This window comes from Mycobacterium sp. ENV421, from assembly GCF_002887815.1.
GTDB lineage: Bacteria > Actinomycetota > Actinomycetes > Mycobacteriales > Mycobacteriaceae > Mycobacterium.
Window position 1 is genome coordinate 193705 of record NZ_PDHO01000007.1, and the last position, 13025, is coordinate 206729.

Below are 13025 nucleotides of genomic sequence, written 5' to 3' on the forward strand. Positions count from 1 at the left end.
GTTCGGGCGGATTTAGCTGGGGCTCCGGCCGAATTTGGTTGGTGCCGCGATCTAGGGCATACTGTTCGGGTTGCCTTGAGCCGGGTTCGCCTCTCATGTGGGAGCGTCCGCCCAAGGTGTACGACCGGCGCCCGAACGGGCGCGTCCGGTCCCCATCTCGGAGTGCGGCAGATTTGTCCGTGCGTTGAGACTGCGTGAGGGCGACACACCCGACCGCGGGGGTCGGAGCACCAGAGACAGGTAAAGAGCGGCGGCGACAGCCAGCGCTGTAACTGTCCGGCCATGGCCGGCGGGAACGGCGCATGACCACCGTGTCCCTCCATGGGACCAAGCAGGAGTGAAGGTAGGAGAAGCGTGGCGGGACAAAAGATCCGCATCAGGCTCAAGGCCTACGACCACGAGGCCATTGATGCCTCGGCGCGCAAGATCGTGGAGACGGTCACCCGTACCGGTGCGAGCGTGGTTGGTCCGGTGCCGCTGCCGACGGAAAAGAATGTGTATTGCGTCATCCGCTCCCCGCATAAGTACAAGGACTCGCGGGAGCACTTCGAGATGCGCACGCACAAGCGACTCATCGACATCCTCGACCCGACGCCGAAGACCGTTGACGCTCTCATGCGCATCGATCTGCCGGCCAGCGTCGACGTGAACATCCAGTAGTAGGGGAGTCGACGAACAAATGGCACGAAAAGGCATTTTGGGCACCAAGCTGGGCATGACCCAGGTGTTCGATGAAAACAACCGGGTCGTCCCCGTCACGGTCGTCAAGGCCGGACCCAATGTGGTGACCCGCATCCGCACGCCCGAGCGTGACGGCTACAGCGCTGTGCAGCTCGCCTATGGCGAGATCAGCCCCCGCAAGGTCAACAAGCCGGTCACCGGTCAGTACGCCGCCGCTGGGGTCAACCCGCGCCGGCACCTGGCCGAGCTGCGCCTCGATGACGAGGCTGCTGCCGCCGACTACGAGGTCGGACAGGAGCTGACGGCGGAGATCTTCGCCGACGGCGCCTACGTCGACGTCACCGGGACCTCCAAGGGCAAGGGCTTCGCCGGCACCATGAAGCGTCACGGCTTCAAGGGCCAGGGCGCCAGCCACGGTGCGCAGGCCGTGCACCGCCGGCCGGGCTCGATCGGTGGCTGCGCCACCCCGGGTCGCGTCTTCAAGGGCACCCGGATGTCCGGCCGCATGGGTAGCGATCGCGTCACCACGCAGAACCTGTTGGTGCACAAGGTCGATGCCGAAAACGGCGTGCTGCTGATCAAAGGTGCGGTCCCCGGCGTCAACGGCGGGCTCGTGATGGTTCGCACGGCAGTCAAACGAGGTGAGAAGTGACTCTGAAGGTTGACGTTCGCACTCCGGGCGGCAAGACGGACGGCACGGTTGAACTACCGGCTGACCTCTTTGACGTCGAACCCAACATCGCGTTGATGCATCAGGTGGTGACCGCGCAGCTGGCTGCCAAGCGGCAGGGCACGCACGCCACCAAGACTCGCGCTCAGGTTTCCGGCGGCGGCAAGAAGCCGTACCGGCAGAAGGGCACCGGTCGCGCCCGCCAGGGTTCGACCCGCGCGCCGCAGTTCACCGGTGGTGGCGTCGTGCACGGCCCGCAGCCCCGCGACTACAGCGAGCGGACCCCGAAGAAGATGATCCGCGCCGCACTGCGCAGCGCGCTGTCGGACCGGGCCCGCAACGAGCGGATCCACGCGATCACCGAGGTGCTCGAGGGCCAGACCCCGTCGACCAAGACCGCCAAGGCGTTCCTGGCCTCGCTGACCGACCGCCGCAAGGTGCTGATCGTCATCGGCCGCACCGACGAGATCGGCGCGAAGAGTGTGCGCAACCTGCCCGGTGTGCATGTGATCTCGCCGGACCAGTTGAACACCTACGACGTGCTCAACGCTGACGACGTGGTGTTCTCGGTCGAGGCCCTGAACGCCTACATCAGCGCTAATACAAAGGACGAAAAAGAAGGAGTGTCGGTCTAATGGCAACCATCACCGACCCCCGCGACATCATCCTGGCGCCGGTCATCTCGGAGAAGTCCTACGGACTGATCGAGGACAACGTCTACACGTTCGTCGTCGCTCCCGGCTCGAACAAGACGCAGATCAAGATCGCCATCGAGAAGATCTTCAAGGTGAAGGTCGACTCGGTGAACACGCTGAACCGGCAGGGCAAGCGCAAGCGCACCCGCACCGGCTACGGACAGCGCAAGGGCACCAAGCGCGCGATCGTGACCCTGGCCCCCGGCAGCAAGCCGATCGACCTATTCGGAGCTCCCGCCTGACCCGGCGGGAACGACTGCAGATAGAACTCAGGAATAGATAATGGGAATTCGCAAGTACAAGCCGACGACCCCCGGTCGCCGCGGTGCCAGCGTCTCCGATTTCTCCGAGATCACTCGCTCGACTCCGGAGAAGTCGCTGATCCGCCCGCTGCACAGCACTGGCGGTCGTAACGCCCACGGCCGAATCACCACCCGCCACAAGGGCGGCGGGCACAAGCGTGCCTACCGGGTGATCGACTTCCGGCGTAACGACAAGGATGGCGTCAACGCCAAGGTCGCTCACATCGAGTACGACCCCAACCGCACCGCGAACATCGCGCTGCTGCACTACCTGGACGGCGAGAAGCGCTACATCATTGCGCCGCAGGGTCTTTCGCAGGGTGACATCGTGGAGTCGGGCGCCAACGCCGACATCAAGCCCGGCAACAACCTGCCGCTGCGCAACATCCCCGCCGGTACCGTGATCCACGCTGTGGAGCTGCGTCCCGGTGGCGGTGCCAAGCTGGCCCGTTCGGCCGGCTCGAGCATCCAGCTGCTGGGCAAGGAAGGCGCCTACGCCTCCCTGCGTATGCCGTCGGGTGAGATCCGCCGCGTCGACGTGCGCTGCCGCGCCACCGTCGGCGAGGTCGGCAACGCCGAGCAGGCCAACATCAACTGGGGCAAGGCCGGCCGCATGCGGTGGAAGGGCAAGCGCCCCACCGTCCGTGGCGTGGTGATGAACCCGGTCGACCACCCGCACGGTGGCGGCGAGGGCAAGACCTCAGGTGGTCGCCACCCGGTCAGCCCGTGGGGTAAGCCCGAAGGCCGCACCCGCAAGCCCAACAAGCCGAGCGACAAGCTCATCGTCCGACGCCGGCGCACCGGCAAGAAGCGCTAGGCAGGAGATTAAGACATGCCACGCAGCCTGAAGAAGGGTCCGTTCGTCGACGACCATCTGCTCAAGAAGGTCGACGTCCAGAACGAGAAGAACACCAAGCAGGTCATCAAGACCTGGTCGCGTCGTTCGACCATCATCCCCGACTTCATCGGTCACACCTTCGCCGTCCACGACGGTCGCAAGCATGTGCCGGTGTTCGTCACCGAGGCGATGGTCGGCCACAAGCTGGGCGAGTTCGCACCGACGCGCACGTTCAAAGGTCACATCAAGGACGACCGGAAGAGTAAGCGGCGATGACGACTGCAACCACCGAATACCCGTCTGCGACGGCCAAAGCGCGCCACATCGGGATCTCGGCGAGTAAAGCTCGCCGGGTGATCAACCTGGTCCGCGGCAAGAGTGTCGAGGAAGCTCTCGACATTCTTCGCTGGGCGCCGCAGCAGGCCAGCGAGCCGGTCGCCAAGGTGATCGCCAGCGCTGCCGCCAACGCGCAGAACAACGACGGTCTGGACCCGGCGACCCTGGTCGTCGCGACCATCACCGCCGACGAGGGCCCGACCGCCAAGCGCATCCGGCCACGCGCGCAGGGTCGCGCGTACCGAATCCGCAAGCGCACCAGCCACATCACGGTGATCGTCGAGAGCCGTCCGGAGCGCAAGGAGCGCTCTGCGACGTCTGCTCGCTCGCGTCGTGCTCAGGCAAGCAAGGCGGCCGCGACGGCGCCGGCCAAGAAGGCTCCTGCCAAGAAGGCTCCGGCTGCCAAGAAGACGGCCGAACAGACGAAGGAGGGCTCGGAGTAGTGGGCCAGAAAATCAACCCCCACGGCTTCCGGCTCGGTATCACCACCGACTGGAAGTCCCGGTGGTACGCCGACAAGCAGTACGCGGATTACGTCAAGGAAGACGTGGCGATCCGCCGGCTGCTGGCCACCGGTCTCGAGCGCGCCGGCATCGCCGACGTGGAGATCGAGCGCACCCGTGACCGGGTCCGCGTTGATATCCACACCGCGCGTCCGGGCATCGTGATCGGCCGTCGTGGCACCGAGGCCGACCGCATCCGCGCCGACCTGGAGAAGCTGACCGGCAAGCAGGTTCAGCTCAACATCCTCGAGGTGAAGAACCCGGAGTCGGTGGCGCAGTTGGTCGCCCAGGGTGTCGCCGAGCAGCTGAGCAACCGTGTGGCGTTCCGCCGCGCGATGCGCAAGGCCATCCAGTCGGCCATGCGGCAGCCCAACGTCAAGGGCATCCGCGTGCAGTGCTCGGGCCGTCTCGGCGGCGCCGAGATGAGCCGCTCGGAGTTCTACCGCGAAGGCCGGGTGCCGCTGCACACGCTGCGCGCCGACATCGATTACGGGCTGTACGAGGCCAAGACCACGTTCGGCCGTATCGGCGTGAAGGTGTGGATCTACAAGGGCGACATCGTCGGTGGCAAGCGTGAGCTCGCCGCCGCCGCGCCCGCCGCCGACCGTCCGCGCCGTGAGCGTCCGTCGGGCACCCGCCCGCGTCGCAGCGGTGCTTCGGGCACCACCGCGACGAGCACCGAAGCCGGTCGTGCCGCGAGTGAAGAGACCGCGGAATCTGCGGTTCCCGTCACTGCGGAGGCGCCGGCCGTCGAGCCCGCCGCTGAAAACACGGAGAGCTAACTCATGCTGATTCCCCGTAAAGTCAAGCACCGCAAGCAGCACCACCCCAGGCAGCGTGGTATCGCCAGCGGTGGAACGTCGGTGTCGTTCGGTGACTATGGCATCCAGGCACTGGAGCACGCCTACATCACCAACCGGCAGATCGAGTCCGCTCGTATCGCCATCAACCGGCACATCAAGCGTGGCGGCAAGGTGTGGATCAACATCTTCCCGGACCGCCCGCTGACCAAGAAGCCCGCCGAAACCCGCATGGGTTCCGGCAAGGGTTCGCCCGAGTGGTGGGTGGCCAACGTCAAGCCGGGTCGCGTGCTGTTCGAACTGAGCTACCCCAATGAGCAGATCGCGCGCGAAGCACTGACCCGCGCGATCCACAAGCTGCCGATCAAGGCACGCATCGTGACACGAGAGGAGCAGTTCTGATGGCTGTTGGCATCAGCGCCGGCGAACTGCGTGAGCTCACCGAAGAAGAGCTGACCGACAAGCTGCGGGAATCCAAGGAAGAGCTGTTCAACCTGCGCTTCCAGATGGCCACCGGGCAGCTGGACAACAATCGCCGGCTCCGCACCGTGCGTCAGGAGATTGCGCGCATCTACACCGTGCTGCGCGAACGTGAACTGGGTCTGGCCGCCGGACCCGCTGGTGAGGAATCGTAATGGCAGAAACAAAGGGCACCAAGCACACTGAGCGCACCGAGGAGTCGCGCGGCCGCCGCAAGACGGTCATCGGCTACGTGGTCAGTGACAAGATGCAGAAGACGATCGTCGTCGAGCTGGAATCTCGCAAGAGCCACCCGCTCTACGGCAAGATCATCCGGACCACTACGAAGGTCAAGGCGCACGACGAGAACGGCGACGCCGGTATCGGCGACCGCGTCTCCCTGATGGAGACCCGCCCGTTGTCGGCGACCAAGCGCTGGCGCCTGGTCGAGGTCCTCGAGCGCGCCAAGTAATTTCTCTGCGCGAGCAGACGTAGAAGCCCCCGCACGCCCGGCGTGTCGGGGGCCTTTGCGTCTGGTGGCCTTCATGCCAGACTCGTGTCTGCTTGGCATCCCACGGCAGCCTCGAGAAATGGGGAACGCGTATGACCACGGAGTTCAACGGCAAGATCGAACTGGATATCCGCGATTCCGAGGCGGACTGGGGCCCGTACGCGGCGCCCACCGCGCCCGACAACGCGCCCAACGTGCTCTACCTGGTGTGGGATGACATCGGCATTGCGACCTGGGACTGCTTCGGCGGGCTGGTGTCCATGCCGGCGATGTCGCGGATCGCCGAGCGCGGTGTTCGGCTCTCGCAGTTCCACACCACGGCACTGTGTTCCCCGACTCGGGCGTCGCTGCTGACCGGCCGGAACTCGACCACCGTCGGGATGGCGACCGTCGAGGAGTTCACCGACGGTTTCCCCGGCATCAACGGCCGGATTCCCGATGACACCGCATTGATCTCGGAGGTGTTGGCCGAGCGCGGCTACAACACGTACTGCGTGGGCAAGTGGCACCTCACGCCGATCGAGGAGTCCAGCCTCGCGGCCACCCGCAGGCATTGGCCGTTGTCGCGCGGCTTCGAGCGGTTCTACGGCTTCATGGGCGGTGAGACCGATCAGTGGTACCCCGAGCTGATGTACGACAGCCACCCGGTGGAGGCGCCGGCCACCCCCGAGGAGGGCTACCACCTCTCGAAGGACCTGGCGGACAAGACAATCGAGTTCATCCGCGACTCCACGATGATCGCTCCCGACAAGCCGTGGTTCACCTATCTGTGCCCGGGGGCCGGGCACGCACCGCACCACGTGTTCTCCGAATGGGCCGACCGCTACGCCGGAACGTTCGACATGGGTTACGAGCGGTACCGCGAGATCGTGCTGGAGAACCAGAAGAAGCTCGGCATTGTGCCCCCGGAGACCGAACTGTCCGCGGTGAATCCGTACAACGACGTGACCGGACCCGACGGCCAGCCGTGGCCGGAGGGCGACACCGTGCGTCCGTGGGAATCGCTGTCCGACGAGGAGAAGCGGCTGTTCTCCCGGATGGCCGAAGTCTTCGCCGGCTTCCTGTCCTATACGGATGCCCAGATCGGCCGAATCCTGGACTATCTGGACGAATCCGGCCAACTGGACAACACGATCATCGTGGTGATCTCCGACAACGGCGCCAGCGGCGAGGGCGGCCCTAACGGGTCGGTCAACGAAGGCAAGTTCTTCAACGGATACATCGACACCGTCGAAGAGAGCATGCGGTTCTTCGACGAACTGGGCGGTCCCACCACCTACGGCCATTACCCGATCGGGTGGGCGATGGCCTTCAACACGCCCTACAAGCTGTACAAGCGCTACGCGTCGCATGAAGGTGGCATCGCTGACACCGCAATCATCTCCTGGCCCAACGGAATTGCCGCGCACGGTGAAGTTCGGGACCACTACGTCAACGTCAGTGACATAACGCCGACCATCTATGAGTTGCTCGGCATCGACGTTCCGGAGACCGTGAAGGGAATTGCCCAGAAGCCGCTCGACGGAGTGAGTTTCAAAGCAGCGCTGGCGGATTCGACGGCGAAGACCGGCAAGGAGACCCAGTTCTACACGATGCTGGGCACGCGGGGCATCTGGCACAAGGGATGGTTCGCCAGCGCGGTGCACCCCGCTTCGCCGTCGGGTTGGTCGCATTTCGAGGACGACCGCTGGGAGCTGTACCACATCGAGAACGACCGCAGCCAATGTCACGACCTCGCGGCCGAACACCCCGAGAAGCTCGCGGAGTTGCAGAAGCTGTGGTTCAGCGAGGCGGAGAAATACAACGGCTTGCCGCTGTCCGACCTCAACGTGGGGGAGATGCTCGGCCGCTGGCGGCCCACCCTGGCCGGTGACCGACCGCGCTACATCTACTACCCGAACACCGCGCCGGTCGGGATGGGCGCCTGCGTCAACATCGTCGGCCGCTCGTTCTCGGTGCTGGCCGAAGTGAACATCAGCAGCCCCGACGTGCGCGGGGTGATGTTCAAGCAGGGGGCCGGCCACGGTGGCTACGTCTTGTTCGTCGACGACGGACGCTTGCAGTTCGTCTACAACTTCTTCGGGGAAGACGAACAACGGGTGATCGCCCCGGACCCGCTGCCCCTCGGGGACCACATCCTGGGGGTGGGTTACACCCGGACCGGCACGGTCGACGGCAGCCACACCCCGGTCGGTGACGCCACGCTGTATGTCGACGGGGCCGCGGTGGCCACGCTGGCCGGTGTGAAAGCCCACCCGTTCACGTTCGGGTTGGCCGGCGGCGGGGTCAGCGTCGGCCGGAATCTCGGGCAGGCGGTCTCGGCCGCCTACCAGGCACCTTTCAGCTTCACCGGAGGAACCATCGCGCAGGTTGTGGTCGATGTGTCGGGCGCTCCGTACGTCGACGCGGAGCGCGAGCTCGCGGCGGCCTTCGCCAGGGACTGAGCGCCGCGTCATACTGGAGCTGTGACTCGGCTGGTATGTGCCGCTGCGGCGGTGGTGGTGCTGGCCGTTCCAGGCGTTGCCGCCTGTGCGCGAAACAGCGGCGGGACCCCGGTCCGTGCCGAGGCGTCCACCTCCGCCGGCAGCGTCGCACCCACGTCGGCGGCGCCGTCGACCCGGGAGACCGACGAGCCCGAGTCGTCGCAACCAGGCGTACTGGAGACCACCAAGGTGCCGGTCCCGCCGAACGCCGTCGTGTGTAAGCAGGACCAGCAGGGGCAGACGGCGGTGGCCGCCGTCGCAGACCCGGCCGCGCCCAAGATCACCATTCGGGTGCCGCCTGGATGGTCGGTGACCCCCGGCGCCGGTGACGTCGGTGCGTCGCTGTCCGGGCCGGACGACATGGTCGCCAAGGTGACCATCGAGGCCACCCCGCTGGAGGCGGCCGCCGCTTTCGCCCGGTACGGCGACGACGTGATGGCCAAGTATCCGATCAGCACGCTGAGCCTGTTGCCCGGCGACTTCTGCGGATTCAGCGGGCAGAAACTGATCGGCACCTGGGCCCAGGATCCTGACGAGTCGCTGGAGTACCACGACCGCATCGCCCACATCTGGACCAACACCGGCAACTACCTGGTCGCCGTGCACGTGGAGGCGCCGGCGGGGGCCCCCGATTTCGACGAGGCCGCCTCGGTGCTGACCGACAAGTTCAGCATCGTCATACCCTGAAGCCATGCTCACCGAGCTTGTCGAGGTGCCCGGCGGGGCGTTCCGGATGGGGTCGACGAGCTTCTATCCCGAAGAGGCGCCGATCCACACGGTCACCGTGGACGCCTTCGGCATCGAGCGGCACCCCGTCACCAACGCGCAGTTCGCCGAGTTCGTCGCTGCCACCGGGCATGTCACCGTTGCCGAGAAGTCGCTTGACCCCGCGCTGTATCCCGGTGTGCCGCAAGCGGATCTGCAACCCGGCGCGTTGGTGTTCCGGTCCACAGCGGGGCCGGTGGATCTGCGGGACTGGCGGCAGTGGTGGGACTGGGCGCCCGGGGCGAACTGGCGCGCACCGTTCGGCCCCGGCAGTGCCATCGCCGACAAGGCCGATCATCCCGTCGTGCAGGTGGCCTATCCCGATGCGGCCGCCTACGCGCGGTGGGCCGGCAGGCGCCTGCCGACGGAAGCGGAATGGGAGTACGCCGCGCGGGCAGGCAGCACCACGGACTACGCCTGGGGCGCCGAGTCGACGGTCGACGGATCGTTGATGGCCAACACCTGGCAGGGCCGGTTCCCGTATAGCAACGACGGGGCGCTGGGGTGGACGGGAACTTCGCCGGTGGGGGCCTTCCCGCCGAACGCATTCGGGCTGGTCGACATGATCGGCAACGTCTGGGAGTGGACCACCACGCGATTCTCGGCCCATCACGTGCTGAACCAGAAGAACGGCTGTTGCCCGCCGCCGATCGAGCCCGATCCCGCCGTCAGCCAGGCCCTCAAAGGAGGCTCGCATCTGTGCGCGCCGGAGTACTGCCACCGGTACCGGCCCGCCGCGCGTTCACCCCAGTCGCAGGACACCTCGACCACCCACATCGGCTTCCGGTGTGTGGTGAGCGGCTGACCTGCGCCGAGATCGACGTACTGCAGGTCCCCTCTCGCGCGTTGTCGCGATAACTGCAGCCTCGCGGAGATGTGGTGAACTGCGACGATTTGGAGCTTTTTCGCTCGTCACCTAGCATGTAGGGGTTGCCTAGGGCAGACCTCGGCCGGCGTTCGTCGGCCCTGCGTGCTCTTGGGTGACAAAGACCGCGCACGACAGGCTTCATTTTGGATTGCCTTTAGGGATTTTGTCGTGCACACAGTTACCAGATCGAGGAGATCTAGTGATTCAGCAGGAATCGCGGCTCAAGGTCGCCGACAACACGGGCGCCAAGGAGATCTTGTGCATCCGTGTTCTGGGTGGCTCGTCGCGGCGCTACGCCGGCATCGGCGACGTCATCGTGGCGACCGTCAAGGACGCCATCCCCGGTGGCAACGTCAAGCGTGGTGACGTGGTCAAGGCCGTCGTGGTGCGCACCGTGAAGGAACGTCGCCGCGCCGACGGCAGCTACATCAAGTTCGACGAGAACGCCGCCGTCATCATCAAGAACGACAACGACCCGCGAGGCACCCGCATCTTCGGACCGGTCGGTCGTGAACTGCGCGAGAAGAAGTTCATGAAGATCGTCTCGCTGGCCCCGGAGGTTTTGTAAATGAAGGTCCACAAGGGCGACACCGTCCTCGTCATCGCCGGGAAGGACAAGGGCGCCAAGGGCAAGGTCCTGCAGGCCTACCCGACCCGTAACCGCGTCCTCGTCGAGGGCGTCAACCGGATCAAGAAGCACACCGCGCAGTCGGCCAACGAGCGTGGCGCATCCTCGGGCGGCATCGTCACCCAGGAAGCTCCGATCCACGTCTCGAACGTGATGGTGGTCGACTCCGACGGCAACCCGACCCGCGTCGGCGTCCGCCGCGATGAGGAGACCGGCAAGAACGTCCGCATCGCCAAGAGCAACGGCAAGGACCTCTGAGAGATATGACTACCGCAGAAAAAGTTCAGCCCCGGCTGAAGGCGCGCTACCGCGAAGAAATCAAGGACGCGCTCAACAACGAGTTCAACTACGCCAACGTCATGCAGATCCCCGGCGTGGTCAAGGTCGTCGTGAACATGGGTGTCGGTGACGCCGCCCGCGACGCCAAGCTGATCAACGGCGCGGTCAACGACCTGGCGCTGATCACCGGTCAGAAGCCGGAGATCCGCAAGGCCCGCAAGTCGATCGCACAGTTCAAGCTGCGCGAAGGCATGCCGATCGGTGCGCGGGTCACGCTGCGCGGCGACCGGATGTGGGAGTTCCTGGACCGGCTGGTGTCGATCGCGCTGCCGCGTATCCGCGACTTCCGCGGCCTGAGCCCCAAGCAGTTCGACGGCCACGGCAACTACACCTTCGGACTCGCCGAGCAGTCGGTGTTCCACGAGATCGACGTCGATTCGATCGACCGTCCGCGCGGCATGGACATCACCGTCGTCACCTCGGCGACCAACGACGACGAAGGTCGGGCGCTGCTGCGCGCGCTGGGCTTCCCCTTCAAGGAGAACTGAGCAGATGGCAAAGAAGGCACTGGTCAACAAGGCCAATAAGAAGCCGAAGTTCGCCGTGCGGGCCTACACCCGCTGCAACAGGTGCGGACGCCCGCACGCCGTGTTCCGCAAGTTCGGCCTGTGCCGAATCTGCTTGCGCGAGATGGCCCATGCCGGCGAACTGCCCGGTGTGCAGAAGTCCAGCTGGTAACAGACCCCTACAGAACAGGTGCGCAGCAGGCCCCCAAGGGAATCGACCCGAGTGGGAACCGTTGCGAGGAAGGTAGACAGGCCCAGTCATGACTATGACGGACCCGATCGCAGACTTTTTGACACGTCTGCGTAACGCCAATTCGGCGTATCACGACGAAGTGACCCTGCCGCACTCGAAGATCAAGGCGAACATCGCCGAGATCCTCAAGAGTGAGGGGTATATCAGCGATTTCCGCACCGAGGATGCTCGGGTCGGCAAGTCGCTTGTTGTCCAGCTCAAGTACGGCCCCAACCGGGAGCGCAGCCTCGCCGGGCTGCGCCGGGTGTCCAAGCCCGGTCTGCGGGTGTACGCGAAATCCACCAATCTGCCGCGGGTTCTCGGTGGCCTGGGCGTGGCGATCATCTCCACGTCCTCCGGCCTGCTGACCGACCGCCAGGCGTCCCGACAGGGCGTGGGCGGCGAAGTCCTCGCTTACGTCTGGTAGCGGGATAGGAGAAGCAGAACTATGTCGCGTATTGGTAAGCAGCCGGTGGTCATTCCCGCCGGAGTTGATGTGACGATCGACGGTCAGAATCTGTCGGTCAAGGGCCCGAAGGGCACGCTGGAGCTCTCGATCGCCGAGCCGATCACCGTGTCGCGCAGCGACGACGGCGCGATCGTGGTGAGCCGGCCCGACGACGAGCGGCGCAGCCGTTCGCTGCACGGTCTGTCCCGCACGCTGGTGTCCAACCTGGTGACCGGTGTGACCCAGGGTTACACCACGAAGATGGAGATCTTCGGCGTCGGTTACCGCGTCCAGCTCAAGGGCAGCAACCTCGAGTTCGCGCTCGGGTACAGCCATCCCGTGGTCATCGAGGCCCCGGAGGGCATCACCTTCGCGGTGGAGACGCCCACCAAGTTCTCGATCTCAGGTATCGACAAGCAGAAGGTCGGCCAGATCTCGGCGAACATCCGTCGGCTGCGCCGCCCGGACCCGTACAAGGGCAAGGGCGTGCGGTACGAGGGTGAGCAGATCCGCCGCAAGGTCGGAAAGACAGGTAAGTAAGCCATGGCTCAAGCACAGAAGGCAGCCAACGATCGGACGCCGGTCGGCACGAGTGTCTCGGCCGCGCGCCGGGTTTCGCGCCTGCGTCGGCACAACCGGCTGCGTAAGAAGGTCGTCGGCACCGCCGAGCGGCCGCGTCTCGTGGTCAACCGCTCCTCGCGGCACATCCACGTGCAGCTCGTCAACGACGCCGAGGGTGTCACGGTCGCCGCAGCGTCGTCGATCGAGGCCGACGTCCGCGCCGTCGAGGGTGACAAGAAGGCCCACAGCGTGCGCGTCGGTCAGCTGATCGCCGAGCGTGCCAAGGCTGCAGGCGTCGAGGCCGTGGTGTTCGACCGCGGCGGCAACACCTACGGCGGCCGCATCGCGGCGCTGGCCGACGCGGCTCGCGAGAACGGACTCAAATTCTAATGATGAACAA

Annotated in this window: 21 protein-coding genes; all 21 read left to right on the forward strand. The window is 65.6% G+C overall.

The features are described 5' to 3' along the window. Positions 1 to 354: 354 nt before the first annotated feature. The 21 genes from rpsJ (at position 355) to rplR (ending at position 13015) form a co-directional block, all read left to right on the forward strand. Positions 355 to 660 (forward strand): 30S ribosomal protein S10, encoded by a 306-nt coding sequence (gene rpsJ, locus CRM90_RS11740; RefSeq protein WP_003883485.1) that lies wholly within the window; start codon positions 355 to 357, stop codon positions 658 to 660. A gap of 19 nt (positions 661 to 679) precedes the next feature. After that, positions 680 to 1333, forward strand: a complete 654-nt coding sequence (gene rplC / locus CRM90_RS11745; protein WP_036343506.1) for a 50S ribosomal protein L3 — start codon at positions 680 to 682, stop codon at positions 1331 to 1333. Next, positions 1330 to 1986: a 50S ribosomal protein L4 gene (rplD, locus tag CRM90_RS11750; protein WP_102807133.1), complete on the forward strand. Its 657-nt coding sequence runs from the start codon at positions 1330 to 1332 to the stop codon at positions 1984 to 1986. The genes rplC and rplD overlap by 4 nt, the downstream gene beginning before the upstream one ends. Continuing rightward, positions 1986 to 2288 (forward strand): 50S ribosomal protein L23, encoded by a 303-nt coding sequence (gene rplW, locus CRM90_RS11755; RefSeq protein WP_036343508.1) that lies wholly within the window; start codon positions 1986 to 1988, stop codon positions 2286 to 2288. The genes rplD and rplW overlap by 1 nt, the downstream gene beginning before the upstream one ends. A gap of 40 nt (positions 2289 to 2328) precedes the next feature. Then, the gene (rplB, locus tag CRM90_RS11760; protein ID WP_036343509.1) at positions 2329 to 3165 is read left to right on the forward strand and encodes a 50S ribosomal protein L2; all 837 of its coding nucleotides are present in this window, start codon (positions 2329 to 2331) and stop codon (positions 3163 to 3165) included. A 15-nt stretch (positions 3166 to 3180) separates the two neighbouring features. Next, on the forward strand, positions 3181 to 3462 hold the full coding sequence (gene rpsS, locus CRM90_RS11765; RefSeq protein WP_003892827.1) for a 30S ribosomal protein S19: 282 nt from the start codon (positions 3181 to 3183) through the stop codon (positions 3460 to 3462). Beyond that, positions 3459 to 3965 (forward strand): 50S ribosomal protein L22, encoded by a 507-nt coding sequence (rplV, locus tag CRM90_RS11770; RefSeq protein WP_102807134.1) that lies wholly within the window; start codon positions 3459 to 3461, stop codon positions 3963 to 3965. The genes rpsS and rplV overlap by 4 nt, the downstream gene beginning before the upstream one ends. Continuing rightward, on the forward strand, positions 3965 to 4807 hold the full coding sequence (gene rpsC, locus CRM90_RS11775) for a 30S ribosomal protein S3 (protein ID WP_102807135.1): 843 nt from the start codon (positions 3965 to 3967) through the stop codon (positions 4805 to 4807). The genes rplV and rpsC overlap by 1 nt, the downstream gene beginning before the upstream one ends. Positions 4808 to 4810: 3 nt before the next feature. After that, complete coding sequence (gene rplP, locus CRM90_RS11780) at positions 4811 to 5227, forward strand: 50S ribosomal protein L16 (protein WP_036343514.1); 417 nt, start codon at positions 4811 to 4813, stop codon at positions 5225 to 5227. Then, positions 5227 to 5460 carry a 50S ribosomal protein L29 gene (gene rpmC / locus CRM90_RS11785; RefSeq protein ID WP_036343516.1) on the forward strand — a complete coding sequence of 78 codons (234 nt, stop codon included), beginning with the start codon at positions 5227 to 5229 and terminating at the stop codon, positions 5458 to 5460. Before rplP ends, rpmC begins: the two co-directional genes overlap by 1 nt. Beyond that, the gene (gene rpsQ, locus CRM90_RS11790; RefSeq protein WP_036343518.1) at positions 5460 to 5756 is read left to right on the forward strand and encodes a 30S ribosomal protein S17; all 297 of its coding nucleotides are present in this window, start codon (positions 5460 to 5462) and stop codon (positions 5754 to 5756) included. Before rpmC ends, rpsQ begins: the two co-directional genes overlap by 1 nt. 131 nt (positions 5757 to 5887) lie before the next feature. Beyond that, on the forward strand, positions 5888 to 8239 hold the full coding sequence (locus tag CRM90_RS11795; RefSeq protein ID WP_102807136.1) for an arylsulfatase: 2352 nt from the start codon (positions 5888 to 5890) through the stop codon (positions 8237 to 8239). Positions 8240 to 8260: 21 nt separating this feature from the next. Further along, positions 8261 to 8965: a hypothetical protein gene (locus CRM90_RS11800; protein ID WP_102807137.1), complete on the forward strand. Its 705-nt coding sequence runs from the start codon at positions 8261 to 8263 to the stop codon at positions 8963 to 8965. A gap of 4 nt (positions 8966 to 8969) precedes the next feature. Then, positions 8970 to 9848, forward strand: a complete 879-nt coding sequence (locus tag CRM90_RS11805) for a formylglycine-generating enzyme family protein (RefSeq protein WP_102807138.1) — start codon at positions 8970 to 8972, stop codon at positions 9846 to 9848. A gap of 262 nt (positions 9849 to 10110) precedes the next feature. Beyond that, positions 10111 to 10479 carry a 50S ribosomal protein L14 gene (gene rplN / locus CRM90_RS11810; RefSeq protein WP_003892852.1) on the forward strand — a complete coding sequence of 123 codons (369 nt, stop codon included), beginning with the start codon at positions 10111 to 10113 and terminating at the stop codon, positions 10477 to 10479. Next, positions 10480 to 10797 (forward strand): 50S ribosomal protein L24, encoded by a 318-nt coding sequence (rplX, locus tag CRM90_RS11815; RefSeq protein ID WP_036343525.1) that lies wholly within the window; start codon positions 10480 to 10482, stop codon positions 10795 to 10797. Between the two features lie 5 nt (positions 10798 to 10802). Continuing rightward, positions 10803 to 11366 carry a 50S ribosomal protein L5 gene (rplE, locus tag CRM90_RS11820; RefSeq protein ID WP_036343526.1) on the forward strand — a complete coding sequence of 188 codons (564 nt, stop codon included), beginning with the start codon at positions 10803 to 10805 and terminating at the stop codon, positions 11364 to 11366. Between the two features lie 4 nt (positions 11367 to 11370). Next, entirely contained in the window at positions 11371 to 11556 is a 186-nt protein-coding gene (locus tag CRM90_RS11825) for a type Z 30S ribosomal protein S14 (RefSeq protein WP_019510998.1), read from the forward strand. Between the two features lie 88 nt (positions 11557 to 11644). After that, positions 11645 to 12043, forward strand: coding sequence for a 30S ribosomal protein S8 (gene rpsH / locus CRM90_RS11830; RefSeq protein ID WP_071947464.1), 399 nt, complete (start codon positions 11645 to 11647; stop codon positions 12041 to 12043). A 21-nt stretch (positions 12044 to 12064) separates the two neighbouring features. Beyond that, positions 12065 to 12604: a 50S ribosomal protein L6 gene (gene rplF / locus CRM90_RS11835; RefSeq protein WP_102807139.1), complete on the forward strand. Its 540-nt coding sequence runs from the start codon at positions 12065 to 12067 to the stop codon at positions 12602 to 12604. A 3-nt stretch (positions 12605 to 12607) separates the two neighbouring features. Next, on the forward strand, positions 12608 to 13015 hold the full coding sequence (rplR, locus tag CRM90_RS11840; RefSeq protein ID WP_036343534.1) for a 50S ribosomal protein L18: 408 nt from the start codon (positions 12608 to 12610) through the stop codon (positions 13013 to 13015). The last annotated feature ends 10 nt before the right edge of the window (positions 13016 to 13025 follow it).